This is a genomic window from Sphingomonas sp. HITSZ_GF (assembly GCF_029543155.1).
Taxonomy (GTDB): domain Bacteria; phylum Pseudomonadota; class Alphaproteobacteria; order Sphingomonadales; family Sphingomonadaceae; genus Sphingomonas.
The window spans coordinates 1-26,991 of sequence record NZ_JARQXA010000010.1 but is presented as its reverse complement, the minus strand read 5'-3'; the positions used below and the strand labels follow the sequence as shown (position 1 = coordinate 26,991).

The following is a 26,991-nucleotide window of genomic DNA, read 5'->3' as shown; positions in this document are numbered from 1 at the left end:
CGCCCCTCCCCTCGCCGGGGCGCCCCCCCCCGCACTATCCGCCACCGCCCGCCCCCCCCCCCGCGGTGGGGGGGGGGGGGGGGGGGGGCCCCCACCTCTCCTCATGCGAGGGGGTTTGGGGAGAGGTCACCCTCACCCTCCCACCGCCTTCGGCGGCGGGCCCCTCCCTCTCCCATCAAGGGAGAGGGGTATTCACCTGGATCACTGGCCCGCGACTTCCTCCTCCAGGTCGAGATTGCTCTCGTCGAGCTGGATGATGATCGCGGTATAGCCCTGGCGGAGCAGCTCGCCGAGGCGCTGTACACTATTCACCACCACCGGCGGGCGCTGGCCGCCCTGGCCGTTGCCGGCCGGCGCGATCAGGCCAAGCGCCAGCCCGGCCGGCAGCTGGATCTCGCCATTGGCCGAGACGGTGCCGCGGGTCGGGATGATGAAGCTGTCGATGATGATCTGGCGCGCATCGGTGGTGCCGCTGCCCACCACCGGCTGTTCGTTGATCACGAACGTGCCCTGATCATTGGTGTGGATCTCGCTGAACACGCCGGTGATGCTGCCGCTCGGCGCGGTTACCGAGACGACAGAACCATTGACCTGGACGTTGACCGGGTTGGTCGAGGTCAGCGCGATCGAGGTCGGGCTGTTATAGGTGCCCGCGATCGCGCCGTTGCTCTCCACCGACACGCCGCCGGCACCGGTCACGGTCGCGTTGATCGCACCGGTCTGCGAGTTGATCGAGGCAGTGCCGGTGGTGCTCACCGTCGAGGTGACGGCGCCGGTCACGGTCTCGATCGCCACCGTGCCGCCCGAGGTGATCGCACCAGTGATGGTGCCGCTGGTCGAGCTGGCCGAGACCGGGCCGCCGGCATTGACTGCGCTCGCGATCGCGCCGCTTGTGGTCTGCAGCTCGACCGAGCTGGTCGAGGTGACCGAGCCGGTGATGCTGCCGCCGGTCGTGCTGGCCGACACCGGGCCGCCGGCATTGACTGCGCTGGAGATCGCGCCGGTGGTGGTCTGCAGATCAACCGCGCCGGCCGCGGTCACCGAGCCGCCGATCGCGCCGAGGCTCTCGATCGTGACATTGCTCTGCGACGTGATCGTGCGGTTGACGCTGCTGTCATACTGCGCGCTCACCGCACCGCCGGCGATGATCGAGCCGCTGCCCGAACCGCCCGCATCGATCGTCACCGAGCCGCCGGCGCGGATCGGACCGCTTTCGTTGCCGGCGACGCGCGCGTTGACGCTGCCCAGCGTGTCGAGCGTGTTCGAAGTGAAGGCCTGCGAGCCGCTCAGCACCGAAGTGAAGGTGCCGGCCAGCTTCACCGTGGCGGCCGAGAAGTCATGCGCGTTGACGGTCATCGCGCCGAGGCGGATCGCGTCGGTGCCGGCATTGCCGATCGCGACGTCGCCGCTGTTGACGGTCAGGCCGTTGCCGGCGCTGAACACGACATTCTGCTGGGCGTTCGCCGTGCCGGTGAGGTCCGGCTGGATCGTGATCGCGCCGCCCGCGCCGCCGGGCAGGCTGGTGTTGAACGTCGTGGTGCCCTGCGTCAGGCGGACGCTGGCGCCGGTGCCGCCGGTGAAGCTCAGGCTGTTCGCGGCATAGGTCGCGCCATTGAGCACGGTGGCGCCGCCATTGACCGAGGTCGCGCCGAGGCGGCGGACCGCGCCGAGATTGCCGAGCGCCACCGATCCGGTGCCGGCGTTGAGTGCCAGGCCCTGGCTGCCTGCCACTGCCGCATCGACGGCACCAAGCGCGATCGCGCCGCCCGCGGTGGTCACGCTGATGGTGCCGGTCAGGTTGGCCGCGCCGGTGACGGTGAAGGCGCCGCCGCCGGTGGTGTAGGTGCCGGCGAGGCTGGTGGCGCCGGTGTAGCTCTGCGCGCCGCTGGTCGCCGCGCCCGAGGTGGCGATGGTCGCGCCGGTCGCCGAGAGCGAAGCGATGCCGCTGACCGCGCCGAGCGAGACGCTGCCTGTGCCGGCGTTGACGGTGAGGCCGCCTGCGCCGCTGACGGTGCCGAAGCTCGCATTGCCGCCGGTGGTGGTGACGCTCACGGCGTTGACCGTGGTCGCGGCACCATTGACGACGAAGCCGCCGCCGCCGGTGGTGTAGGCGCCGTTGAGGCTGGTGGCGCCGGTGTAGCTCTGCGCGCCGCCGGTCGCTGAACCCGAGGTGGCGATGGTCGCGCCGGTCGCCGAGAGCGAAGCGATGTCGCTGACCGCGCCGAGCGAGACGCTGCCCGTGCCGGCGTTGACGGTGAGGCCGCCCACGCCGCTGACGGTGCCGAGGCTGGCATTGCCGCCGCCAGTGGTGACGCTCACTGCGTTGACGGTGGTCGCCGCGCCGTTGACGGCGAAGCTGCCGCCACCGGTGGTGTAGGCGCCGTTGAGGCTGGTGGCGCCGTTATAGGCCTGCGCACCGCTGGTTGCCGCGCCCGAGGTGGCGATCGTCGCGCCGCTCACCGAGAGCGAGGCCAGGCCGTTGACCGCGCCGAGCGACACGTCTCCCGCTGCGCTCACATCCAGCGCATTCGCGCCATCGATCGCGCCGAAGCTGGCATTGCCGCCCGCGTTGACGCTGGTGTCGCCGGTCAGCGTGGTCGCGCCGGTGACGGTGAAGGCGCCGGCGGTATAGGTGCCGGCGAGGCTGGTGGCGCCGGTGTAGCTCTGCGACCCGCCGGTGCTGGCGCCGGCAGTGCCGATCGAGGCGCCGGCGACGTCGAGGTTGGTCAGGCCGCTCACTGCGCCGAGCGTGACCGCGCCGGTGCTGTCGATGCTGAGGTCGCCGCTGCCGGTGACTGCGCCCAGCGTGACGTCGCCACCCGCAATGCCGGTCGAGCCGAGCAGCGTGGTGGTGCCGTTCACCATGAGGCTGGCGGCGGTGTAGGTGCCGCTCAGACGGGTCGCGCCGGTATAGTTCTGCGCGCCGCTGGTAGTGGCGCCGGCGGTGAAGATCGACGCGCCGGTGGCCGAGAGCGAGGCGAGATTGCCGGCGAGGCCGAGCGCGATCGTGCCGCTGCCGGCGTGGATGCTCAGGCTGTTGCCCGTGCCGTCGATCGCGCCGAGCGATGCGTTGCCGCCCGTGGTGGTGACGCTGGTCGCGCCGCCGAGCGTGACCGGGCCGTTGGCCGCGAAGGCGCCGCCGGCGGTGTAGGTGCCGCTCAGCGTCGTGGCGCCGTTGTACGTCTGCGCGCCGCTGGTGGCGGCACCGGCAGTGGCGATGGTCGCGCCGGTGGCGGAGAGCGAGGCGATGCCGCTGACCGCGCCGAAGGTGACGTTGCCGGTGCCGGCGTTGACGCCCAGGCTGCCGGTGCCGCCCACGGTCCCGAAGCTGGCATTGCCGCCGGTGGTCACGCTGGTGTTGCCCGCCAGGGTGGTCGCGCCGTTGACGGTGAAGCCGCCGCCCGCGGTGTAGGCGCCGGCCAGCGTGGTCGCGCCGGTATAGCTCTGCGCACCGCTGGTGGCGGCGCCGGAGGTGGTGATCGACGCGCCGGTAGCGGTAAGCGAACCGAGGCCGGTGGCGGCGCCGAGCGCGACGCTGCCTGCGCCGGCATTGACCGTCAGGCCGTTGCCCGTGCCGGTCGCGCTGATCGGGCCGAGCGTGGCATTGCCGCCCGACGTAGCGATCGTGGTGTTGCCGGCGAGCGTAGCCGCGCCGTTGACGGTGAAGACCCCGCCGTTGGTGGCGTAGGTGCCGTTCAGGCTGATCGCGCCCATATAGAGCTGCGAGCCGCTGGTCGTAGCGCCGGCGGTGACGATCGAGATGCCGCGGACCGAGAGCGAGCTCAGGCCGGTGACGGCGCCGAGGGTGACGCTGCCGTTGGTCGCAGTCACACCCACGCCGCCGGTGCCCCCGATCGTGCCGAGCGTGGCGTTGCCGCCCGTCGTGATGCCGGTGTTGCCGCCGAACGTGGCAGCGCCGTTGACGGTGAAGTCGCCGCCGGCGTTGTAAACGCCGTTGAGGCTGGTGGCGCCGGTATAGCTCTGCGCGCCGATCGTCCTGACGTTGACCAGGGCGATGGTCGCGCCGGTGGCCGAAAGCGAGGCGATGTTGTTCACCGAGCCCAGCGTCACGCTGCCGTTCGCGGTCACACCCAGGCTGCCGGTGCCGACGACCGCGGCAAAGCGCGCATTGCCGCCGGAGGTGACGTTCGTCGCGCCGGCGAGGATGGAGGAGCCGTTGACGGTGAAGTTGCCGCCCGCGCTGTAAGCGCCGGCGAGGGTGGTCGTGCCGGTATAGGTCTGGGCACCGCTCGTGGCTGCGCCCGCAGTGGCGATGCTGGCGCCGGTGACGCTCAGCGAGCCGAGGCCGGAGACGGCGCCCAGCGCCACGCTGCCGGTGCCGGTTACGCTCAGTGCGCCGAGGCCGGTGACCGCGCCCAGCGTCACATTGCCGTTGCCGAGCGCATTGACGGTGAGATCGCTGCCGCTGGCGTTGACTGCCCCGAACACGGCATTGCCCCGGGCGGTGACACTGGTGTTGCCGCCCAGCGTCGTCGTGCCGTTGACGGTGAAGGCGCTGCCCTGGACCGTGTTGCCGGTGGAATAGCTGCCGACGAGCGTCGTGGCGCCGTTATAGGTCTGGGCGCCTCCGGTGTTTCCGCCGTTCGTGAGGATCGTCGCGCCGGTGGCAGAGAGCGCGAAGTTGCTCAGCGCGCCGAGCGTGATGCTGCCCGCGCCGGCATTGATGGTCAGCGTGCCGGCCCCGCCGATCGCGCCGAACCGGGCATTGCCGCCGCTCGTCGTCACCGTGGTGCTGTCGGTGGTCGTGGCGGCGCCGTTGATCGTGAAGTCACCGCCGCTCTGGTATTGGCCGCCGAGCGTCGTCGCGCCATTATAGGTCTGCGCGCCGATCGTGGTGGCGTTGCCGACCAGGGCGATCGTGTTGCCCGTCGCCAGAATCGAGGCGAGGCCGTTGATCGTGCCGAAGCGCACATCGCCCGCGCCGGCATTCACGATCAGGTTGCCCGCGCCGGTCGTGGACCCGAAATTGGCAAGGCCGCCATTGGTGGCGACGGTGCTGTTCGCGGTCACCTGGGTCGCACCCGCGGTGAAGCTGCTGCCGCTATAGATGCCGTTCAGCAGGACCGTGCCGTCGTAGGACTGGCTGCCGGTGGTGGTGACGCCCATCGTGGTGATCGTCTGGCCGCGGGCCGAGAGCGAGGCAATGCCGTTCACGGTGCCGAGCGTGACGGTGCCGGTATCGGTGATGGTCAGCGCCCCGGTGCCGCCGACCGAACCGAGGGCGGTGGTGGTGCCGCTGATCGACGTATTGCCGCCCAGCGTGGTGGCGCCGTTAACGGTGAAGCTGCTCGCATTGTACGTGCCGTTCAGCGTCGTCGCGCCGTTATAGGTCTGCGCGCCATTGGTCCCGGCGCCGGCCGTGACGATCGTGGCGCCGGTGACGGCGAGCGTCCTGGCGAAGGTCGTGCCGAGCGTCACCTGGCCGGCACCGGCGTCGATCGCCAGATCGCTGATGCCGCTGCTGCCGGTGTTCACCGCGCCGAGCGTCGCCGCGCCGCCATTGGTGACGATGCTGGTCGCGCCCGCCAGGCTCGATGCGCCCTGAACGGTCAGGCTGCCGCCGCCGGTAGTGTAGGTGCCGGCCAGCGTCGTCGCGCCGACATAGAGCTGGTCGCCCTGGGTGGCGACGCCCAGGGTCGAGATGGCCGCGCCGGTGGCCGAGAGGCTGGTCAGCCCGCTCACGGCACCGAACCCGATATTGCCGCTGCCGGCATCGACAACAAGGTCGTGCGCACCGCTGACGGTGCCGAGGAAATTGGCGAACGTGCCATTGGTAGTGACCGACACATTGCCGCCCAGCGTGGTCGCGCCGTCGACAGCGAAGTACCCGCCACTGGAGCTGTAGGCGCCGTTCAGCGTCGTCGCGCCGACATAGGACTGGTCGCCGGTGGTCGAGACGCCGGCGGTCGAGATGGTCGTGGCCCGCGCGCTCAGCGAGGCGAGGCCGCTAACCTGGCCGAGGGTGATCGCGGTGCCCAGGACGGTGAAGTCATGCGCGCCGGTCACGCCTCCCAGGGCAACAGTGGTGCTGCCGACAAGCGAGTCGCCTGCCAGCGTCGCGAGGCCGGTGACGGTGAAGCCGCCCTGCGAGCGATATTCGCCGTTCAGCGTGATGTCGCCCGTGTAGCTCTGCACGCCGCTGGTGGTGACGCCGGCAGTGACGATGTTGCTGCCCGAGACGACCAGGCTGGCGAGATCGGCCAGGCCGATCGATACGCCGTTGGCGCCGTTAAGCGTCAGCCCATAGGCCGAGGTGATCGCGCCCAGCGAGATGGTGTCGCCGGTCAGCGTGGTGTTGCCGGTCAGCACCGGCGCGACGGCGAAGCTGAGCGCGCCGGTGGCGGTCAGGTCGGTCGCGATGTTGGTGCCGGCGGCGCCCGCACCGAAGCTCAGGCTGTTGACCGTGATCGGGCCGGCGAAGCTCAGCACGCGCAGCGCGTCGAGCGAGACGTTCTCGTTATAGGTGCCCGCGCCGATATAGACGGTGCCGCCCGCGACGACGGCGTCCAGGCCGCCCTGCAGGTTGAGCAGCGTGCGCTGGCTGCCCTGCGCGCCGGCCACGCCCGCGGTGGTGACATAGGCACGCGTGCGGTTCGCGGCGCTGTAGCCTTGGTTGTACACGGCCATGCCGCCGTTCGCCGCCGACAGGGCGAGCAGGCGCTGCTGCTCGGAAAGCGGCGTGTTCGGGCCGAGCGCGCCGGCCGAGGTCGCGATCGTCGAGCCGTTCCAGATGCCGTTCAGATAGGTGATGATGCCCCATTCGTTGCCGAAGACGCCTTCGCTGTTGCCGGCGATGGTGAGGCCCGAACCGTCGGTGTACTGGACCGAGATCGCGCTCTTGGTGTTGTCGATGACGTTGTTGGTCAGTGCCGTGTTGGCGTTGCGGCCGTCGATCAGGATGCCGTTGCGCACGTCATGGATGTTGTTGCCGGTGACGGTGACGTTGTCGGCGCCGTTCGAGACGACGATGCCGCGCGTGATTGTCGGCCAGGCATAGCTGACATAGCTCTGATTGGCCGGGCCGAAGATCTCGAAGCCCGAGACCGTCACGCCGTCCGCGTTGATCGTGATGCCGTTGTCGCCGTCATGGCTGGCGTCGATCTTGGCGCCGGCGGCGCCGAGCAGCGACACGCCGCTGGCAGTGAGCACCGTGCCCGAGCCATAGGTGCCGGCACCGACATTGATCGTGCCGTTCGCCCGCACATCGCGCGCGGCGGCCGCGATGCTCAGGCCGTTGACCACGGTGAAGACGTTGGTGAACGCGGTGCCGCTATAGCCTTCGATCGAGCTGGTGTTCGGCGCGCCCAGGCCCAGCGCCCAGGCGGTGGCATCGGCCAGCGTGGTGCGGAAATAGGTGAACTGGTTGCCGTCCGCGCGCGAACCGGTGTTGCGCACGGCATAGTCATAGCCGGTCAGGTTGAGCTGGCCGAAGCCCTGCGTCGTCGATTCGAGCTGGGCGAACAGGCCGTTCGCTTCGTCGAAGCTGTTCTCGGCGGCGTTGATGTTGATGTTGGTGGTCTGGCCGTTGTAGCCGCCCGCCCGGTTGGTCTGGTAGAGCGCGACGCCGCCCCAATTGTTGTTCAGCGTGTGGACGCCGGTGAGTGTCACGTTCGCGCTGTCGGTGATTTGGACACCGGCACCGTCGGTGCCCGCACCATCGGCGGTGAAGTTGGTCACCGTCACGCCGATAGCGCCATTGATGTCGAGCTCCGCCCGGCGCGAGCCGCGCACGGTCACGTCGCTGATCGTGACGTTGCTGATGCGCTGGTCGGCGCCGCCGGTCGGCGTGTAGCCGAGCGGGTTCGGCTGGACCTTGATGCCGTAATTGCCGCCCGAAAGCGTGCTGCCGAGCAGGGTGAAGTTGCTGAGCGTCGTATTGTCGGCATAGACGCCGATCGTGCCGAGGCCGCCGCCGTTGTTGACGTTGCGGCCGTCGAGGATCGTGCCGTCCTGCGACTGGCCGATCAGGCTGATCGAGGTGGTGAGCGAAAGCTGCGAGCCGAGCACATAGGTGCCGTCGAGGATGCGCACCGTGTCGCCCGACTGGGCGCGGGCGAGCGAGGCGTCGATCGTGCTGGTGATGCGCACATCGGGGTCGCCGCCCGCGGTGGTGGTGGCGCGCGCGACGGTGCTGTCGCCGACAAAGGCGAGGACGCCGCCGCGGACGAAGTCGTTGCCGTAGAAGACGCCGTTCCAGTCGAACGTGCTGCTGAGCACGCCGACGGTGCGCACGGGGATGTCGACGTCGAACGTGTTGCCGGTGACCGTCACCGCGCCGGCGGCGAGCTGCTGCCACGGCGTGTTGGGCATATAGCCCTGGATCTGGAAGCCGCGCATGCCGGTGAGGCCGCTGCTCAGATAATTGTCCGAGAAGATCCGGTTCGAGGCATCGGTGCTGCGGCCGGCGCCGGCGGCGACGACGACCATCGCGCTGGCATAGGTGCCGCCGTAGAAGTTGTTGCCGGTGATCGTGAAGCTCTCGAGCCGGGTGCGCGACGGATCGTTGAAGTCGTCGATATAGAGGTTGGCGGCGGTCTGGTTGCCGCGGTTGTCGATCACCGAGTTGCGCAGGGTGAAGGCGTTGCCGATCACTTCGACGGTCTTGTTGTCGCCGGCGGCGGCGGGCAGGAAGCCCAGGCCCTCGATCGTGACGCCGTTGCCCGAGATGAAGTGCTGGGCGCCGAAGCCCGCCTGATAGCGCGCGGTGATGAAGGCGACGACGTCGTCCGCATCGGTGATCGCGTTGCCCGCGGCATCGATGCCGCGCAGCGTGATGTTGTCCTTGGCGACGTACAGGCCGAAGCTCTGTGCGCCGGTGCCGCCATAATAATCGACGCCGGTCACGCCTTCGGTGTAGCTGCCCGGGGCGATGCTGATCGTCGCGCCGGCGCGCGCATCGCGCAGCGCCGCGGTGATCCCCATGCCGTTGAACACGCTGAACTGGTTGTCGCCCGCGCTGCCGGCCCAGCCTTCGATCGAGCTGCTGGTCGGGGTGGCGAGCGACAGCGCATAGCTCTGCGCGTCGGTCAGGCTGGTGCGGAAGAAGGTGAACTGGCTGCCGTCCGAACGGAAGGCGGTGTTGCGGACGATATAGTCGAAGCCCGCGATGCTCAGCGTGCCGACGTCGTTGATCGTCGAGCTGTCCTGCAGGTACAGGCCGTTCGACTCGCCGAAGCTGTTGTTGTTCTCGATCGTGATGCCGGTGAGCTGCTGGTTGCTGCCGGTCGCGCCATTGGCCTGGTAGAGCGCCAGGCCGCCCCAGGCATTGCCCGAAGTCGTGGTGTCGCGCACCGTGACGTTGGCGCTGTCGGTGATCGAGATGCCGTTGCCGGCGAGCGCGCCGGTGACGTTGACGTTGTCGATCGTCGCGCCGATCACCGAGTTGAGATCGAGGCCGGTCTTGCGCGAGCCGCTGATCGTCACGTTGCTGATCGCGAAATCGTCAATCCGCGCATTGCCGTTGGTGTCGCCCGCGCCGACCTCGACCTTGATGCCATAGGTCGAGTTGCTGACCGCACCGGGGGCGAGCAGCGTGAAGCCGCTCAGCGACACGTTGTCGGCGTGCACGCGCATGCCATAGACGCCCAGCGCCGAGGCATCGAAGATCGTGCCGGTCTCGCTCGCGCCGATCAGCGACAGGCTCTTGTCGATCATCAGCGTGTTGGAGAAGGTGAAGGTGCCGATGCCGACGTTGATCGTCGCGCCGGCGCGCGCATCGCGCACCGCGGCATCGACGCCCATGCCCGCGACGACAGTGAACTGGTTGGTGCCGGCAGTGACGTCCCAGCCCTCGATCGAGCTGGTCGTCGGTGCGCCGAGCGCCAGCGCGAAGGACGTCGCGTCGCTCAGGTCGGTCTGGAACCAGACGAACTGGCTGGCGTCGCTGCGCGAGCCGGTGTTGCGGATCGCATAGTTGAACCCGCTGAGGTTGAGCGTGCCGAAATTCTGGGTGGTCGAGCTGTCCTGGGTGAAGAGGCCGTTGGCTTCCTCGAAATTGTTCTGGCTCGCATCGATGGTGATATTGGTGGTCTGGGCGTTGTAGCCGCTGTTGCCGTTGCTCTGGTAGAGCGCGACGCCGCCCCAGTTGTTGCCCAGCGTGTGGACGCCGGTGAGCACGATATTCGCGCTGTCGGTGATCTGGACGCCGGCGCCGTCGGTGCCCTGGCCGTTGGCGGTGAAGTTGGTGATGGTCGCGCCCACCACGCCGTTCAGGTCGAGCTCGGCGCGGCGCGAGCCGGTCACCGTGACGTTGCTGATCGCGAAGTTGCTGACCCGCTGGGTGTCGCCGCCCGCGGTGTTGACGTGGCCGGCAGAGTTCGGCTGCACCTTGATGCCGTAATTGCCGGTGCTCAGCTGGCTGCCGAGCAGCGTGAAGTTGCTGAGCGAGACATTGTCGGCGATCACCGAAATGGTGCCCAGGCCGTTGGCGCTGACGGCACGGCCGTCGATCACCACGCCCGCCTGCGACTGGCCGACCAGGCTCAGCGCGTGGTTGATGACGAGCTGCGACGAGCCGAGGTTGTAGTTGCCGTCGGCGACATGGACGGTGCCGCCGGTGACGACGGCGTTGACGCCCGCCTGGATCGTGGCGAGCTGGCCGAGCGGGCTGCCCTGGTTGCTGTTGCTGCCCGTGGCCGAGACATAGGCGGCGGTGCGGTTGAGCGCCGAATAGCCCTGGTTCTGCACTTCCATGCCGCCATTGGCGGCGCGCAGCGCGAGCAGGCGCTGCTGCTCGGCGAGCGGGGTGTTGGCACCGAGCGAACCGCCCGAGGGGGCGAGGGTGACGCCGTCCGCCTGGAGAATGCCGTTCAGATAGAGGTTGATGCCCCACTCGTTGCCGATCGCACCGCCGTGATTGCCCGTCATCACGATGTTCGAGCCATCGGTGTACTGGATCGAGATCGCCGACTTGGTGTTGTCGATCGTGTTGTCCAGCACATAGGCATTCACGTTCCGCCCATCGAGGATGATGCCGGTGCGGATGTCGTGGATGTTGTTGTTCAGCAGCTGGATGTTGTCGGCGCCGTTGTAAACGAAGATGCCGCGCGAGTGAAAATCCCAGGTGAAGCTGGTGTAGGGCGTGCCCACGGCGGGGCCGAAGATCTCGAGATTCCTGATCGTGACATAGTCGCTCGAGATGTTGATCGCGTTCTCGATCCCCGAGGTCCAGCCGATCTTCGCGACGCCCTGGCCGTCGATCGTCACATCGTTCTGGGTGATGTTCACGCCCGAGCGATAGGTGCCGGCGCCGAGCCGGATCGTGGTGCCGAAGCCGGTGGTGCCGATCACGCCCAGCGCGTCGTTGATATAGTTGCCCAGGCCGGTGGTGTCGGTGCCGTTGTTCGACAGGTTGAGGTTGAGCGCGGTGCCGGTGCTGACCCTGCCGGTGCCCCAGATGTGCGGCGCGGTGATGTTCACCGTGCCCGAGGCGCCGCTCAGATTGCCCGAGATATTCACGCCGCGATCGGAGCTGATCAGGATGTTGCGGCTGATGCTGTTGCGGTCGTTGGCCGCCAGCGTGCCGCTGAGATTCGCGTTGCCGCCCACGGCCGAGAGCACGATCGTGCCGTTGTCGAGCGTGGCGGAATCGACGCTGAGCGTGCCGGCGTTGACGACATTGTCGACCAGCGCGCCGGCAGTCCGCGCCGACATCTGGATGTGGCCGCCTTCGGCAAAGACGCTGCCGGTGTTCTGCAAGAGCCCGCTGCTCGCCGGCACGCCGATCTCGAGCAGGCCGTCGCCGGCGAGGTCGACCGTGAAGGCGGTGCCCGAGCCGAGCTGGACGCGGCCGGCCCGCGCGGTGATCACGCCGCTGTTGCGCACCGTCGGCGCCACGAAGGCGGCGAGGCCGAGATTGCCCGCGGTGATGTTGACATGGCCTTCGACGACGATCGAGCCGCTGGTGGCGCCGGTGATGTCGAGATTGCCGCCCGCCATGAAGGCGGTGTCATCGATGTCGCCGGTCGAGGCGATGAGGCTGGCGACATTGACGTCGGCGGTGCCCGAGAACAGCACGCCGTTCGGATTGAGGATCGCGACGCGGCCGTTCGCGGTGAGCTGGCCGGCGATCTCCGAAGGCGCGCCGCCGCCGGTGACGCGGTTGACCGCGATCGCGGTGGTCGAGGGCTGGACGAAGGTAACGCTCGCGCCCGAGCCGATGTCGAAGCTGTTCCAGTTGATCACCGCACGTTCGGTGCCCTGGGTGATCGACATGCTGGTGGGGGTAGGCGTGCCGATCGTGGCCGAGCCGGCGACGACATTGCCGCCGCTGGGCAGCGCATCGGCAGCGAGCTGCGCGTGCGCAGGATTGGCGAGCGTGATCGCCGCCACCGCAGCGGAAAGCAGCCAGGCGGATCGCTTCAGCCGGCGCGGGCCCTTGCTCGAGGCAATCACGGCCTTGGCAGTGTTCAGCTTGCTCATGTCCCTACATCCCTGTTTGGCCGTTTCGGGGCGGCCCGCCCGCAATTCCCAATGACGAAACGCGATCGGCTCAGCCGATCAGAACGACATGCCCAACGAGAAGAAGACGCGACCGTCCTTGTCGCCACGCGAGGCGACCGGCCGCGTGAGCGGCTTCGCATATTCGAGCGAGCCGTTGATTCCCTGCGGCATGCTGAACCGCACGCCGAAGCCGGCGGATTCGATCGAGGCGTTGATCGGTTCGCCCGGCAGCGGCTTGTTCTGGGCGACGCGGCCGGCCTCGTAGAAGCCATAGGGCTGGACCGTGCCCAGCTTGGAGCTGGCGGCGTAGAAGAACTCGGCCCGGCCGGCGACTCCCTTGTCGCCGGTGATCTCCGACGGATCATAGGCCCGGCCATATTGCTCGCCGCCGATCCCGAACTCCTCGCTCGCGAGCAGGCTGTCGCCGCTGTACTGCATCGCGCCGCTCGCCTGGAAATACAGGCCGCCCGCCACGCCGTAGGCGAAGGAGACTTCGGCGTTCACGCGCGTGCCCTGGCCGGTGGCGGTGGCACGCGATTTGTTGAGATCGATGCGCTTGGTGGCGCCCAGGATGTCCATGCCCTGGGTGACCGAGGCGCGGACGTTGAGGACGCCGCCCCACGGCGCCGCATAGTTGCCGAACAGCTCGGCCTGCACGGTGCGCGTGGTATCGTCGAAGATCGGATCGATCACGATGTTGCGCGAGCTGCTGTCGCGCCCGGTGAACACCAGCCGGCCGAACAGGTTGGTCTCGCGGCTGCGCACGAACGGATAGCGGAACGCCAGGCCATAGGTGGCGCTGCGGCCGCGCAGATCGAGCAGGCGCAGCTCGTCACCGGGATGCGTCGCGGCATAGCTGCCGAACACCGTCATCCGCAGGCCCGAATGGGTAAGCGGCTGGTCCCAGGTGGCCGAGAGGAAGCCCAGCTCCTTGTCGGCCGGGGCGCTCACCGCGGTGATCGAAATGCGCTCGCCGATACCCAGCGTGTCGTTGAACGACAGGCCGCCATAGACCTGGAGCGGGCCGAGCCAGCGCGATCCGCGATTGTCGACCGCGACGAAGCCCTCGATCGGCTTGCGATCGACCACCAGCGCAAGATCGGCGGCACCGAGTTCGCTGGGGGAGGGGGTGAGCACCGCGCGCACGTCCACGCCCTGCAGGTCGCGGGCGAGCAGCAGGGCACGGGTGAGGGTGGCGCCCGAAGTCGGCCGCTCCGCGGCGACGTCGGACAGATAGCCGTTCAGATAGGGCGCATAGCCACCGGCATTCCCCTCGATCCGGGTCGCGCCGACATGCCCTTCGATCACCTGCAAGGTGAGCACGCCGTTCTCGATGCGCTGCGGCCCGACCACCGCACGCGACAGCACGAAGCCGCGGCGGCGATATTCCGCGGTCACTTCCTCGGCGAGCTTGAATACCTCGGCGAGCGGCATGTCGCGGTTGAGATAGGGCGCGGCGATCGCGTTGAGCGCGTCGATCGGCACCGCGGTGGCGCCGTCGAAGCGGACCTGGGTGAGGCGCACCTGGATCGCCGAATCGGGAACCGTCTGCTGGCGGGGAAGCTCGGGCACGTCGACGGAGCGGGCATCGGGTGCCTTGTCCGCCGGGCGCAGCCGCTCATCGATTCGGCCGGGATTGACCGTTTGCTGTGCCTGGGCCGCCTGGATCGGCACGATCGCAACTGCTGCAAACGCAAATAACCAACGACGCTTAAAGCCCATGCCCCCGGTCCCCCTCCGAGAATCATGCTCCGATCGGTCTTCCCCGAATCGGCTGCATTCAAACCACTCTTACAATGTCGAAAGGCGACTCAGGAAGATGGAGTCAGCGTTAACTTGGCACTATTTGAAGTAATCCATTGATCCACAACGGGACTATTATATTGTTTCCGATTCATTTCAGGAAAAACCCTGAGATGGTGCTTTTCATCGCCTGATATGACCCGGTGGAAACCCTGAGTTAACCATAAAACATAACCATATTCAGTGGTTTATACTTAGGTCTTCGTTAGCCTCGCTTTAGGGGTGGCCGGCGTATCCCAGCCTTCAGTTCAACCGGGGGGTTGGGGTGTTGCGTCGCGTATCAACAGCGCGGCTGGCGCTGCTGTGTGCGGCGCTGGCTGTGGGGCAGTCTGCGTTTGCCGCGTCCGGGGACGTGGGCGAGTCGGCGAATCGAAGCGAAGTCGCGTTGCGGCTCGTCGATGCGCCGCGCTGGACCGATGTGCTCGCGCGCGAGGCGCGCGAAGCCGGCGGTGTCGCCCGGCCTTCCATCCTTTGCATGATGCCTGCCGACGAGCTGCCCGCCGATTGCGGTGCGCGCCTGGATTGGCGCGCCGGTTTCCAGGCACTGCGCCGCCTGCCGATGGGCGAGCGGGTGGAGGCGGTCCATGCGCGCGTGAACCGGCTCCCCTATGTCTCCGATCTCGCCAATTGGGGCATGGCCGATCGCTGGGAGACTCCCGCCGAGATGTTCGCGCGCGGCGGCGATTGCGAGGATTACGCGCTCACCAAATATTTCGCGCTGCGCGATCTCGGCCTTTCCGAAGGCGCGATGCGGGTCGCGATCGTGTGGGACAATGTCGATCAGGAGCAGCACGCCGTTCTTTTCGTCGAGGTCGACGGGCAGAGCTGGGTCCTCGACAACAAGTTCGCGGTGCCGGTGCCGGCGGGCAGCGTGGCTTCGCGCTATCGGCTGATCTGGTCGGTCAACCGCGACGGCGCACGGCTTTCCACCACGGCGAGCGCAGGCGAAGGCGGCCCGCGCCTGCGCGCTACGCGCGGGAGCAAGATGCTGGTGCTCAGCACGCGCCCGATCCGCCGCGACCAGGCCCGGCCGGCGCCGCGCACCGAGCTGGCTTCGGCAGGGCAGGGGACTGTCCGCTCTTCGGCCGATATCGCCCGGATGGGCGCCACGATCCTGCCCGCCCATCTTGGGAAGCTGTTCGTCGCGGCGCTGCCCGAGCTGCCGGCGGCACTGCCCGTACCGGCGCGCGAAACTGCGCTCCGCAATCAGCTCGCCCAGGCCGGCGCGCTGGCGTTCCGCTACGCCGGGAAATAGGCCTTCCGGGGCAGGATTGTCCCTTTTTCCCCGATGGTTGCGCTAACATCCCGTTGTGGATGTAACAAAATTGAGAACGTTCTTGAGAACGCTCTCAATCTATGCTTTAAGCGCCGGACCGGAGCGTAAGACTCCACGAACAGAGGGGTGTTGGAACAGGCTGCCGTGCGCGCCACAAGGCGTCGTCGGCTTGACTTGTCGCTGAAACCGACAGCGTTGTCGGAAAGGCCTCCCCAGGTTGGATCGGATAAACTGGCGCACCCCCGGGTGCGCACGGCGCACGTCTGTGCGCCGCAGGGGAGAGGTGAATGCAGGTCAGTTTGCGGCATGTGGCGCGCTCGATGGCGTTGCTTGCCACCACGGCGCTGGTCGGGCCGATCGAAGCAGCGGCGCAGGAGGCAGTCGCCGCGGTTGCGACCGGGGCCGCCGATTCTTCGACGAACGTCGCCGCGCACCCCTGGTCCGATCCGAAGCTTCCGGTTGCGGCGCGTGCGGAGATGCTGCTCGCGGCGATGACGCTCGAGGAGAAGCTCGCGCTCGTCTATACATGGTTCCCGCCGCTGGCGAAGGATCCTGCGGCGCCCACCGACATGATCCCTTCCGCCGGCCAGCAGCCGGCGATCCCGCGGCTGGGCATTCCGGCGCTGCGCGAGACCGATGCCAGCCTGGGCGTCGCCAATCAGGTCGAGCAGCGCAAGGGCGATACCGCGACCGCGCTGCCCTCGGGCCTGGCGCTCGCCGCCAGCTTCGATCCCGGGCTCGCCTATGAAAGCGGTGCGATGATCGGCGGCGAAGCGCGCGCGAAACGCTTCAACGTGATGCTCGCCGGCGGCATAAACCTCACGCGTGACCCCTGGGGCGGACGCAATTTCGAATACCTCGGCGAGGACCCGCTGCTCGCCGGCGCCATGGCCGGGGAATCGATCCGCGGCATCCAGTCGAACCGCATCGTCTCGACGATCAAGCATTATGCCCTGAACGCGCAGGAGACCGGCCGCTTCGTCAGCGATGCGAAGATCGGTGAGGCGGCGTTCCGGGAGAGCGACCTGCTCGCCTTCGAGCTGGCGATCGAGCGTGGCAAGCCGGGCTCGGTGATGTGCGCCTATATGTCCGTCAACGGCGACTTCGCCTGCGAGAACGCGTTCCTGCTCAATAGCGTGCTCAAGGGCGACTGGGCCTATCCGGGCTGGGTGATGTCCGATTGGGGCGCGGTGCATTCCACGGTGAAGGCCGCGCGCAACGGGCTCGACCAGCAATCGGGCGGCGAGCTCGACACGCACATGTTCTTCCGTGCCGATCTGAAAGCCGCGGTGGAGAACGGCGCGCTGCCGATGGCGCGGCTCGACGACATGGCGCGCCGCATCCTGCACGGCATGTTTTCGGCCGGGGTTATGGACGCGCCGGTGGTCGACACGCCGCAGCCGATCGACAGCGCGAAGAATGCCCAGGTCGCCCAGCGCGCCGCGGAGGCGGGCATCGTGCTGCTCAAGAACGAGAAGAACCTGTTGCCGCTCGCCAGTAGCGCGAAGCGGATCGTGCTGATCGGCGGCCATGCCGATGTCGGCGTGCTCTCCGGTGGCGGCTCTTCGCAGGTCCGCTCGAACGGCGGCGCCCCGGTGGAGATTCCGCTCAAGGACGGGGCGCCGGCCTCCTTCTCGCGCATGACCTGGCACGCGTCGTCACCGCTCGCCGCGATCCGCGCGCTCGCGCCGAATGCGACGGTCACCTATCTCGACGGCAGCGATCCCGCCGCTGCGGCTGCGGCGGCCCGCGCTGCCGATCTGGCGCTGGTCTTCGCGACGCAGTGGACCACCGAGGCTGCGGATCCCGACCAGGGCATCGCGCTGCCAGGCGACCAGAATGCGCTTGTCGAGGCCGTCGTCGCCGGCAACCGCAGGACCGTGGTGGTGCTCGAGACCGGTGGCCCGGTGCTGATGCCCTGGCTCGACAAGGTACCGGCCGTGCTCGCCGCCTGGTATCCGGGGCAGCGCGGCGGCGAGGCGATCGCCCGCGTGCTGTTCGGCGAGGTCAATCCGTCGGGGCGGCTGCCGATTACGTTCCCGGCCAGCGTCTCGCAGGCGCCGCGCCCGGTAACGCCGGGGATCGAGCAGGTCCGCAACTCGCCCGATCACGGCACCGATGCCAGGGCAATCAAGCCGTTCGTGATCGACTATCAGGAAGGATCGGACGTCGGCTATCGCTGGTACGCGCGACAGGGCCACAAGCCGGCTTTCCCCTTCGGCTACGGCCTCAGCTACACGCGCTTCGCCTATGCCAATCTGAAGGTGGAGGGCGGCGCGGCGCTCAAGGTGAGCTTCGACGTCACCAATAGCGGCAAGCGCGAAGGCGCCGACGTGCCCCAGCTCTATGTGACGCCGGCGAGCGGCAGCCGCCCGCTGCGCCTGGCCGGCTTCGAGCGGGTGACGCTCAAGCCCGGCGAGACGCGCCGCGTCACCCTTATCGCCGAGCCGCGCATCGTCGCGGACTACGACACCGCGCAGCCGGGCTGGCACCTGGCGGCGGGAACCTATCGCGTCGCGATCGCGCGGGATGCCGGCCAGCCGGTGCTCACGGGCGCGGCGGATTTGCAGGAGCGCCGGCTGGCGCCCTGAGAAAAGCACCGGGTGAGGCGCGCGTAGATGCGCCGTGGGTGCGGAAAACAGAGTGGGAGGACGGAAGAATGAAGGGAATTTCCAGTTTGATGGCCGGGTTGCTGGCATCGACCGCGCTGGTCGCGCCGGCATGGGCCCAGCAGGCGGTGCCGCAGGATGCGCCCGCCGATCAGGGGGAAGAGATCATCGTCACCGGCATTCGCGCCTCGCAGGCGAAGTCGGTCGACATCAAGCGCACCGAGACGGCGATCGTCGACGCGATCTCCTCGGAAGACATCGGCAAGCTGCCCGACGTGACCATTGTCGACGCGCTGCAGCGCATCTCGGGCGTGCAGATCCAGCGCAGCGCCGGCGAAGGCTCGACGGTCAACATCCGCGGCCTGCCGCAGGTGATCACGCTGCTCAACGGCGAGCAATATCTGAGCCCGGGCAACCTCGGCACCGCGCAGCCCAACCTCAACGACATCCCGGCGCAGCTGATGAATGCCGTGGTCGTCTATAAGTCGCAGGACACGCACAATGCGCTGTCGGGCATCTCGGGCACGATCGATCTGCGCACCCGTCGCCCCTTCGACATGAAGGAAGGCTTCGTGTTCTCGGGCCAGGGCGAATATGCCCGGGGGTCAAACACCAAGCACAACGACTATCTGTTCAGCGGGCTGGCCAGCTGGCGCACCGATCGCTTCGGCGTGATGGTGGGCGCCACCTATAGCCGCAACCGGCTGGGCAACAGCTATGCCGGCATCGGCGGCGGCGTGTTCGGCAACAACGACTGGGGCGGCGCCGGCGCCAACTGGATCGCGCCGCACGGCTATGAATTCTTCAACCGCGAAGTCGAGCGCACGCGCTTCGGCATCAACGGCGCCGTGCAGTTCAAGGTCGACGACGACTGGACCGTCACGGGCGAGGTGTTCCACACCGAGCTGGTCGAGCACAACCGCGCCGCCGGCATCAACATCTCGAACCGCTGGAACGGCCTGGGCTGGACCACGCCGACCGAGTCGACCAGCTCGGGCCAGGTGGGCGGCAACGGCCAGCCCTGGCTCGACGTCAGCCAATATGATCTGAACGTGTGGTGGTTCAACTCGTTCTCGGTCAACCGCACCGCGCACGAGCACTCGACCAACTACAATTTCCAGATCGACTACGACAAGGACAACTTCAAGTTCAGTGCCCGCGCGCTGAAGTCCAACGCCAATATGCGCAGCATGAACGGCCAGGTGCAGGGCGACCTGAGCAACTGGCAATATGGCCCCAGCCGCGCCTTCACGCTGTTCCGCAACCCGGCGGACCGCACCCGCGGCCCGTTCTACCCGGCGAACATCGCGTCGCAGTATCCGGCGTCGCAATATTCGAACGGCGTGATCGGCTCGAACGGCGGCCGCTACATCAACCCGAACCCGGCGGGTTACGGGCAGGATCCGCTGCTGCATCTCGACCTGCGCGGCTCGAACCCCGCGATCAGCGGCTTCGACACGCCGATCTCGGGCGGCCTGGGCGCGGGCAAGACGCTCAAGGACTATATGGCCAATCTCGACAGCTATGCCGTCGCGGCCTTCTCGTCCGAGGGCAATCAGGAGAACAGCGCGGACCTGGGCGTCTTCCGCGCCGACGGCAGCTACGAGTTCGAGGACGGCGGCCTGCTCGGCCTGCTGAACCGCGTCGATGTCGGCCTGCGCCGCTCGGATCGCCAGACCCAGATCCGCAACTTCCACCTCTTCTCGAACTTCTACGGCGGCAACGGCGCCGCGGTTCCGGAAGGCTGCCTTGCGCAGTGGAAGGCGATCGACGTGGTGATGGACAATTCGCAGTGCTCGGCAGGCGAATTCGTCTCCAACCCGGGGTATAATTCGGCGCTGCCGATGGCGACCGCGCCGACGAGCTGCGGCGCGGCGACGGTGGCCAACACCCCGACCTGCTTCCAGGGCTATACGGTCAACCGGCCGACCAAGCTCAATGCCTATACCCCGGTCTATTTCCAGACCAACTGGGGCGGCGTGGTCAACGGCATGCCGGGGCTTTGGGTGGTCGATCCGCGCGCGTTCGACGACGTGAAGGCGTTCCAGGACAAGGTCTTCGGTCCGTCGACCGAAGTCACCATCCCGGGCAACACCTATGACGTCGATCTGGTCGAGGAGAGCGCCTATCTCGCCACCGCCTGGTCGACCGGCGGGTTCAAGGCCAATCTCGGCCTGCGCGTGATCAACACCAAGCTGACGGTGAAGCAGAACCTCACCGGTGACACGCGCGCCTATGGCGACACCAATCTCGATGTGGGCGACGTTGTCTCGCGCCGTTCCTATCTGGACTGGCTGCCGACGGTGACGCTGTCCTACGACTTCACGCGCAACCTGCGGGCGCGTGCGGCCTTCGCCAAGACGATGATCCCGCTCGACCTCGGCAATTATGGCGGCGGCCTGACCATCTCGACGGCGGACTCGCCCTGTTCGGGTACCCCGGCACCGACCGACGCGCCGTGCGGCGTGCGCCAGGTGACCGGCGCCAGCTCGAGCGGCAACCCGAACCTCAATCCCTGGCGTTCGAACAACTATGACGTGAGCCTGGAATATTATCTGGGCCGCGCCTCGATGTTCAACATCGGTGCGTTCAAGCTGGACATCAACAGCTTCGTCCAGAGCAAGACGACGCCGGGCGCGGGCAGCTTCCCGGATGGTGACGGCGTCGTCCGCCGCCTGGTGCCGATCACCCAGCCCGAACAGGGCACGGGCGGTTCGCTCCAAGGTTTCGAAGTCGGCGCCAAGCTGGCGTTCAGCGACCTGATCGGCAGCGGTTTCTTCCGCAATTTCGGTATCGACGCCAACTACACCTATTCGGACAGCAAGCAGAACGGCCGCGCGCTCGACGGCTCGCGCTTCCCGTTCCCGGACAATTCGAAGAGCCAGGTCAACCTGGTCGGCTGGTACCAGGACGATCACCTGCAGCTGCGCGTGGCCTATAACTACCGCACGCCGCGCCTGTCCTCGACCTTCGGCGGCATCGGCATCTATCAGGATACAGCCCAGTATGTGGACGCGAACCTCACCTACAACATCAACGACGCCTTCGCCTTCTATGTGAACGGCTCGAACATCTTCGGTGAGCGCGAGCGCTATTACTTCCAGTTCGACGACGATTCGAAGCAATACCACTCGCAGAACCGCTTCGAACCGCGCTTCTCCGCGGGCGTTCGCGTCCGCTTCTAACGAGCCAACCCTCCTGGGCCGGCAGTTTTCATGGGCTGCCGGCCCATTTTTCCCGGAGGGACATTCGCGGTTTCGCTTGCGAGAACGTTCCCAAGACGATCAGATGACCGAATGAAGGATGGGGGTATGGCCAGCGGCGCGATCGAGCGCGTCGTCATCGTCGGCGGGGGAACCGCGGGCTGGATGGCGGCGGCAGCCCTTGCTTCCTATCTGGCGGGTACGGGCACCCGGATCACCCTGGTCGAAAGCTCCGAGATCGGCACGATCGGCGTCGGCGAGGCGACGATCCCCACCATCCGCCGCTTCTACGCCGCGCTCGGCATGACCGATGCCGAAGTGATGCGCGCCTGCCAGGCGACCGCCAAGCTGGGCATCCGCTTCGTCGACTGGAAGCCGGGCACCAGCTTCGTCCACCCGTTCGGCCGCTTCGGCCAAGACCTGCGCGGCATCGACTTCCACCATTTCTGGGCCAAGGCGCGCGCCGCCGGGCAGGCTGCGCCGCTCGAGGAATATTCGCTGGGTGCTATGCTTGCGCGCGAGGGCCATGCCAGCGTGCCCTTGCCCAACCCGCCGAGCCAGCTCTCGCTGTTCGACTGGGCGCTCCATTTCGACGCCTCGCTGTTCGCGGCGCATATGCGCGTCTTTGCCGAGCGCGCCGGCGTCCAGCGGATCGATGCGAAGATCGGCGACGTCACGCTGCACGGCGAAACCGGCTTCATCGAAAGCGTCACGCTCGACAGCGGCGAGACGGTTGCGGGCGACCTGTTCGTCGACTGCTCGGGCTTTCGCGGGCTGCTGATCGGCGAGGCGCTGGGCACCGGCTATCAGGACTGGTCGCACTGGCTGCTCTGCGACGGCGCCTTCGCGGTGCAGAGCGAGCGGGTGGGGGAGCCGCCGAGCTGCACCACGGTCACTGCGCGCACCGCCGGCTGGCAGTGGCGCATCCCGCTGCGCACGCGCGAAGGCAATGGCATCGTCTTCGCGAGCAACTTCCAGAGCGACGAGGATGCGCGCGCCGAGCTGCTCACCCAGGTTCCCGGCAAGCCGACAATGGAGCCGCGCCGACTGCGCTTCACGCCGGGGCGCCGAGAAGCCGCATGGGTGAAGAACTGCGTGTCGCTTGGCCTCGCCGCGGGTTTCCTGGAGCCGCTGGAATCGACCAGCATCGCGCTGATCGAGACGGGCATCGAACGGCTGAAGCAGCTCTTCCCCGACAAGGGCTTCGATCCCGCGGTGATCGCCGAATACAACACGCAGAGCGCCGAGGAGATGGAGCGCGTCCGCGACTTCATCATCCTGCATTACCGGCTGAGCACCCGCGAGGGCGCCTTCTGGCAGGCCTGCCGCGAGATGTCGCTGCCCGACAGCCTGACCGCCAAGATGGATCTATGGCGCGCGCGCGGCGCGTTCCTGCGCTATCGCTGGGAGATGTTCCACCCGGCATCCTGGCTGGCCATCTATGGCGGGTTCGAGCATCTGCCAGATCGGATCGATCCCGGCCTGGCCGCGGTCGACGTGCCCGAGATCGCGGATGCGCTGGCGCAGATGCGGGCAGCGGTTGCCCGCGCCGTCTCCGACACGCCGACCCATGGTGAATTCCTCGCGACGGTGGATGGTGCCGCCGCCGAGCCGCTAAGGACCCACGCATGAACAATCCCGACGCACTGCGTAAGGTCTGCATCGTCGGCGGCGGCACCGCCGGCTGGATCGCCGCGGCGGTGATGGCGCACCACATGAAGGGCAAGCTGTTCGAGATCGAGCTGGTCGAGAGCGACGATATCGGCACGATCGGGGTGGGCGAGAGCACGATCCCGCCCTTCCTAGAGCTGATCGCCAAGCTCGACATCAACGAGCAGGAATTCGTCCGCCAGGTCCAGGCCAGCTTCAAGCTCGGTATCGAGTTCAAGGACTGGCACAAGAAGGGCGAAAGCTATTTCCATCCGTTCGGCGATGTCGGCCAGCGGATCGAGCTGAGCGACTTCTACCAGTGCTGGCGCAAGGCGACGCTCTCCGGGCACGACTTCCCGCTCCAGGATTTCGCGCCTGCCACGGTGATGGCGCATGCCGGCAAGTTCATGCTGCCGTTCAAGGCGCAGCGTACGCCGATCGCGGGCTCGTCCTATGCGCTCCATGTCGATGCCAAGCGCGTTGCCCAGTTCCTGCGCGGCCATGCCGAGGCGCGGGGGGTGAAGCGGACGGAAGGCATCGTCACCGACGTTGCGCTCGATGATCGCGGCTTCGTCTCGACGCTGACGCTCAAGGACGGGCGCACCGTCGATGCGGACTTCTTCATCGATTGCTCGGGCTTCCGCGCGCTGCTGATCGAGAAGGCGCTGGGCAGCGGCTATACCGATTGGTCCAACTATCTGTTCTGCGACCGCGCCATCGCTGCGCAGACCGAGAATGTCGGCCCGCCCAGGCCCTATACGCTGGCCGAGGCGCAGGATGCCGGCTGGCGCTGGCGCATCCCGCTGCAGCACCGCACCGGCAACGGCCATGTCTTCTCGTCCGAGTTCATGAGCGACGAGGAAGCGACGCGCATCCTGCTCGACAAGGTGGAAGGCGAAGTGGTCGCCGGGCCGATGGTGGTGCCGTTCAAGACCGGGGTGCGCGACAAGATCTGGCACAAGAACGTGCTGGCGATCGGGCTCTCCTCGGGCTTCATCGAGCCGCTCGAGAGCACCGCGATCCACCTGATCTATCGCGGCATGGACTTCTTCTTCCGCTTCCTGCCAGACCGCCACTGCGATCCGGCGCTGGCGGACGAGTATAACCGGCGGATGACCGCGGATTACACCGAGATCCGCGACTTCATCGTGCTCCACTATTGCGTCACCGCGCGCGACGACACGCCGTTCTGGCGCAAGTGCCGCGACATGGAATGGCCGGACAGCCTGAAGGAGCGGGTGGAGCTGTTCCGCAGCAACGGCACCCTGCGCGAAGGGCTGGACGAGCTGTTCCGCTCGGTGAGCTGGTTCTCGGTGCTCGACGGCATGGGCATCCGCCCGCGCACCTATCATCCGCTGGTCGACCGGATCGACGAGGCGGCGCTATGGGCCGGGATGGCGAAGGCGCGCGAGCAGCTTGCCGGCTTTGTCGAGCAACTGCCGACGCACCAGCAGTTCATCGACGCGCATTGCCGTGCCGATGCCGTCGACCTGGCCCGCCGCGCCATGGCCGCCGGGGCCTGATGCAGAAGAAGCGCGCGATCACGATCAAGCATGTCGCGGCCGAGGCGGGAGTCTCGCTGCAGACGGTGAGCCGCGTCATCAACAAGGGACCGAACGTCACGCCGGGCGTGCAGGCGCGCGTGCAGGCGGCGATCGACAAGCTCGGCTATGTCCCGAGCCTGGCGGCGCGGCGGCTGGGCGGATCGCGCTCCTATCTGATCCTCGCCTTCAACGACGAACGCCCGACGATCGAGGGCTGGCAGTCGCGGCGCGGCAATGACTGGGTCGACCAGATGCTGTTCGGCGGCATGCTCAAATGCGCCGAGCATGGCTATCGCATGCTGTTCGAGCTGGTCGATTCGCATTCGGACCAGCTCGAGGCGCAGGTGCGCGCGGCGCTTTCGGCGCTGCATCCCGACGGCGTGATCCTGACGCCGCCGCACAGCGAGGACGACCGGATCACCAACCTGTTGCACCAGGCGGGGCTGATCTTCGCGCGGCTCGGCTCGCACCGCGAAGGCGAGGGCTTCGCGGTCTATATGGACGATGAGGCGGCGGCGCGGCGGGCGACCGAGCATCTGCTCGACCTCGGCCACACGCGCATCGCCTATGTCCAGGGCCATCCCGAATATGCGATGAGCCCGGATCGGCTGCACGGCTTCACCAGCGCGATCGAGGCGCGCGGGCTGAAGGTGATCCCCGAATATCTCCAGCCCGGCGACTTCACCTATGAAGCCGGCATCGCCGCGCTCCAGGCGCTGGCGAAGCTGCCGGTGCCGCCCACCGCGGTGCTGGCGAGCAGCGACGAGATGGCGCTGGGCGTGCTCCATGCCGCCGGGCAGCTTGGCCTGGCAGTGCCGGGCGACATCTCGGTGGTGAGCTTCGACGATACGCCCACGGTGCGGATGAGCGTGCCGGCGCTCACGGCGATCCGCCAGCCGATCGCCGCGATGACCGCCCGGGCGGCCGAACTGCTGATCGAGACCAAGGCGCGCGGCGAGGCGGGCAGCGGCCGCTACCTGCTGCCCTTCGACTTCGTCGTTCGTGACTCGACTGCGCCGCCGCGGCGTTGACTTGGGGAAGGGCGCGGAGGATGGTCCGCCGCCCATGCGCTTCGCTTCCCCCGGCCGCGGCTTCATCCTGCTCTACGCCCTGGCCTATGCGGGGATGTTCGTCAGCTTCATGCCGTTCGTCATGGTGCTGCTGCCGCTCAAGGCGGCGCAGGCGGGCGGCGCGCATGCCGTGCAGCTGCTCAGCGCCGGCGCGCTCGGCGGCGCGGCGGTGGCGAGCGTCGCCAACATCGTCTTCGGCGCGCTGAGCGACCGCACCCGGCGCGAACGCGGGACCCGGCGGCCCTGGATCACGATCGGGCTCGGCGTGCTCTGCGCCTCCTATGGCCTGCTGCTCGTATCGGCCGATCCGGTGAGCCTGCTCGTCGCGGTCGCTGCGATCCAGATCGGCATCAACATGATGTTCGCGCCGGTCGCGGCGGTGATGGCCGACGAGATTCCCGATGCGCAGAAGGGCATGGTCGCCGGGCTCACCGGCATCGCCCATCCGATCGGGGCGATGTCCGCGGTGCTGGTCACCTTGCCGGGGCTGGGCAGCGACGCGGTGCGCTACGGCCTGCTCTGCCTGCTGTTCGCCGCGCTGATCCTGCCGTTCCTGCTGCTCGGCCGCGAAGGCGCCGCGCTGCCGCCGCCACCGCCCGCGCCACAACGCGAGCTGCGCCGCTTCGACTTCCTGCTCGCCTGGACCTCGCGCATCCTGTTCCAGGTCGCGGGCAACGGGCTGTCGACCTATGGCTTCTATTATTTCCTGGCGGTGCTCGACCGCGAGGACATCAGCAAGACCAGTGTCGAGGCCAGTCCGATCGTCGCGACGATGACCGGATCGACGATCGTCGCGGTGCTGCTGACGATACTGGCCGGCAAGCTCTCCGACCGGATCATGCGCCGCAAACCGTTCCTCGCCGCGGGCGCGGTGGGGATGGCGGCGGGGCTTTCGGTGATGGGCTTCGCGAAGAGCTGGGGCGTGGCGGCGATCGGCCATGCCATGGCGCTGTCCGGGCTGAGCGTGTTCCTCGCCATCCATTCGGCGATCGCGATGCAGCTGCTGCCCAACCCCGAGCATCGCGGCCGCGACCTGGGCGTGCTCAACCTCACCAACACGCTGCCGGCAATGGTCGCGCCGCTGCTCGCGCTTGCGCTGGCGCCGGAGAAGACCGGCTATCTGGTGTGGCTGCTGATCCTGGCGGGCGGCACGCTGGCCGGCGGCGCCGTGGCGCTCTGCATCCGGACGCAGGACTAGGGAATTCTCATTCCTCCCCGGCAGGGGGAGGGGGACCAGCCGCAGGCTGGTGGAGGGGGAGCGCCGCAAGCGATATCGCCCGCGGCGTGCCCCCCCCCCCCCCGGGCCGCGCCCCCCCCCCCCCCCGGGGGGGGGAAGCACCGGTAAGGGCCCGCGCGGCGGAGGGGGGGGTGCGG

The 26,991-nt window shown here is 68.0% G+C and carries 9 protein-coding genes; 7 read left to right on the top strand and 2 right to left on the bottom strand.

Annotation, left to right across the window (positions count from 1 at the left end):
- Window positions 1–201: 201 nt before the first annotated feature.
- Both P6144_RS20220 and P6144_RS20215 read right to left on the bottom strand, forming a co-directional pair.
- On the bottom strand, window positions 202–12,441 hold the full coding sequence (locus P6144_RS20220; RefSeq protein WP_277769635.1) for a filamentous hemagglutinin N-terminal domain-containing protein: 12,240 nt from the start codon (window positions 12,439–12,441) through the stop codon (window positions 202–204).
- A 78-nt stretch (window positions 12,442–12,519) separates the two neighbouring features.
- Window positions 12,520–14,136, bottom strand: coding sequence for a ShlB/FhaC/HecB family hemolysin secretion/activation protein (locus P6144_RS20215; RefSeq protein WP_277769634.1), 1,617 nt, complete (start codon window positions 14,134–14,136; stop codon window positions 12,520–12,522).
- A gap of 481 nt (window positions 14,137–14,617) precedes the next feature.
- On the opposite strand from P6144_RS20215, the gene P6144_RS20210 reads away from it, so the two are divergent.
- From P6144_RS20210 to P6144_RS20180, 7 genes are all read left to right on the top strand, one after another.
- A complete protein-coding gene (locus P6144_RS20210; RefSeq protein WP_277769633.1) occupies window positions 14,618–15,520 on the top strand; it encodes a transglutaminase-like cysteine peptidase in 903 nt (300 codons plus the stop codon).
- A gap of 308 nt (window positions 15,521–15,828) precedes the next feature.
- The gene (locus P6144_RS20205) at window positions 15,829–18,132 is read left to right on the top strand and encodes a glycoside hydrolase family 3 protein (RefSeq protein WP_277769632.1); all 2,304 of its coding nucleotides are present in this window, start codon (window positions 15,829–15,831) and stop codon (window positions 18,130–18,132) included.
- A gap of 89 nt (window positions 18,133–18,221) precedes the next feature.
- Window positions 18,222–21,335 (top strand): TonB-dependent receptor, encoded by a 3,114-nt coding sequence (locus tag P6144_RS20200; protein ID WP_277769631.1) that lies wholly within the window; start codon window positions 18,222–18,224, stop codon window positions 21,333–21,335.
- Between the two features lie 111 nt (window positions 21,336–21,446).
- A complete protein-coding gene (locus P6144_RS20195; RefSeq protein WP_277769630.1) occupies window positions 21,447–22,985 on the top strand; it encodes a tryptophan halogenase family protein in 1,539 nt (512 codons plus the stop codon).
- Window positions 22,982–24,526 (top strand): tryptophan halogenase family protein, encoded by a 1,545-nt coding sequence (locus P6144_RS20190; RefSeq protein ID WP_277769629.1) that lies wholly within the window; start codon window positions 22,982–22,984, stop codon window positions 24,524–24,526. The genes P6144_RS20195 and P6144_RS20190 overlap by 4 nt, the downstream gene beginning before the upstream one ends.
- Window positions 24,526–25,578, top strand: coding sequence for a LacI family DNA-binding transcriptional regulator (locus P6144_RS20185; RefSeq protein ID WP_277769628.1), 1,053 nt, complete (start codon window positions 24,526–24,528; stop codon window positions 25,576–25,578). Before P6144_RS20190 ends, P6144_RS20185 begins: the two co-directional genes overlap by 1 nt.
- 34 nt (window positions 25,579–25,612) lie before the next feature.
- Window positions 25,613–26,815 (top strand): MFS transporter, encoded by a 1,203-nt coding sequence (locus P6144_RS20180; protein WP_277769627.1) that lies wholly within the window; start codon window positions 25,613–25,615, stop codon window positions 26,813–26,815.
- Window positions 26,816–26,991: the final 176 nt, after the last annotated feature.

Excerpts from the sequence above, each read along its gene's own strand:
- P6144_RS20220 (WP_277769635.1), bottom strand. The coding sequence starts at position 12,441 with ATGAGCAAGCTGAACACTGCCAAGGCCGTGATTGCCTCGAGCAAGGGC.
- P6144_RS20200 (WP_277769631.1), top strand. The coding sequence starts at position 18,222 with ATGGCCGGGTTGCTGGCATCGACCGCGCTGGTCGCGCCGGCATGGGCC.
- P6144_RS20185 (WP_277769628.1), top strand. The coding sequence starts at position 24,526 with ATGCAGAAGAAGCGCGCGATCACGATCAAGCATGTCGCGGCCGAGGCG.
- P6144_RS20190 (WP_277769629.1), top strand. The coding sequence starts at position 22,982 with ATGAACAATCCCGACGCACTGCGTAAGGTCTGCATCGTCGGCGGCGGC.
- P6144_RS20205 (WP_277769632.1), top strand. The coding sequence starts at position 15,829 with ATGCAGGTCAGTTTGCGGCATGTGGCGCGCTCGATGGCGTTGCTTGCC.
- P6144_RS20180 (WP_277769627.1), top strand. The coding sequence starts at position 25,613 with ATGCGCTTCGCTTCCCCCGGCCGCGGCTTCATCCTGCTCTACGCCCTG.
- P6144_RS20195 (WP_277769630.1), top strand. The coding sequence starts at position 21,447 with ATGAAGGATGGGGGTATGGCCAGCGGCGCGATCGAGCGCGTCGTCATC.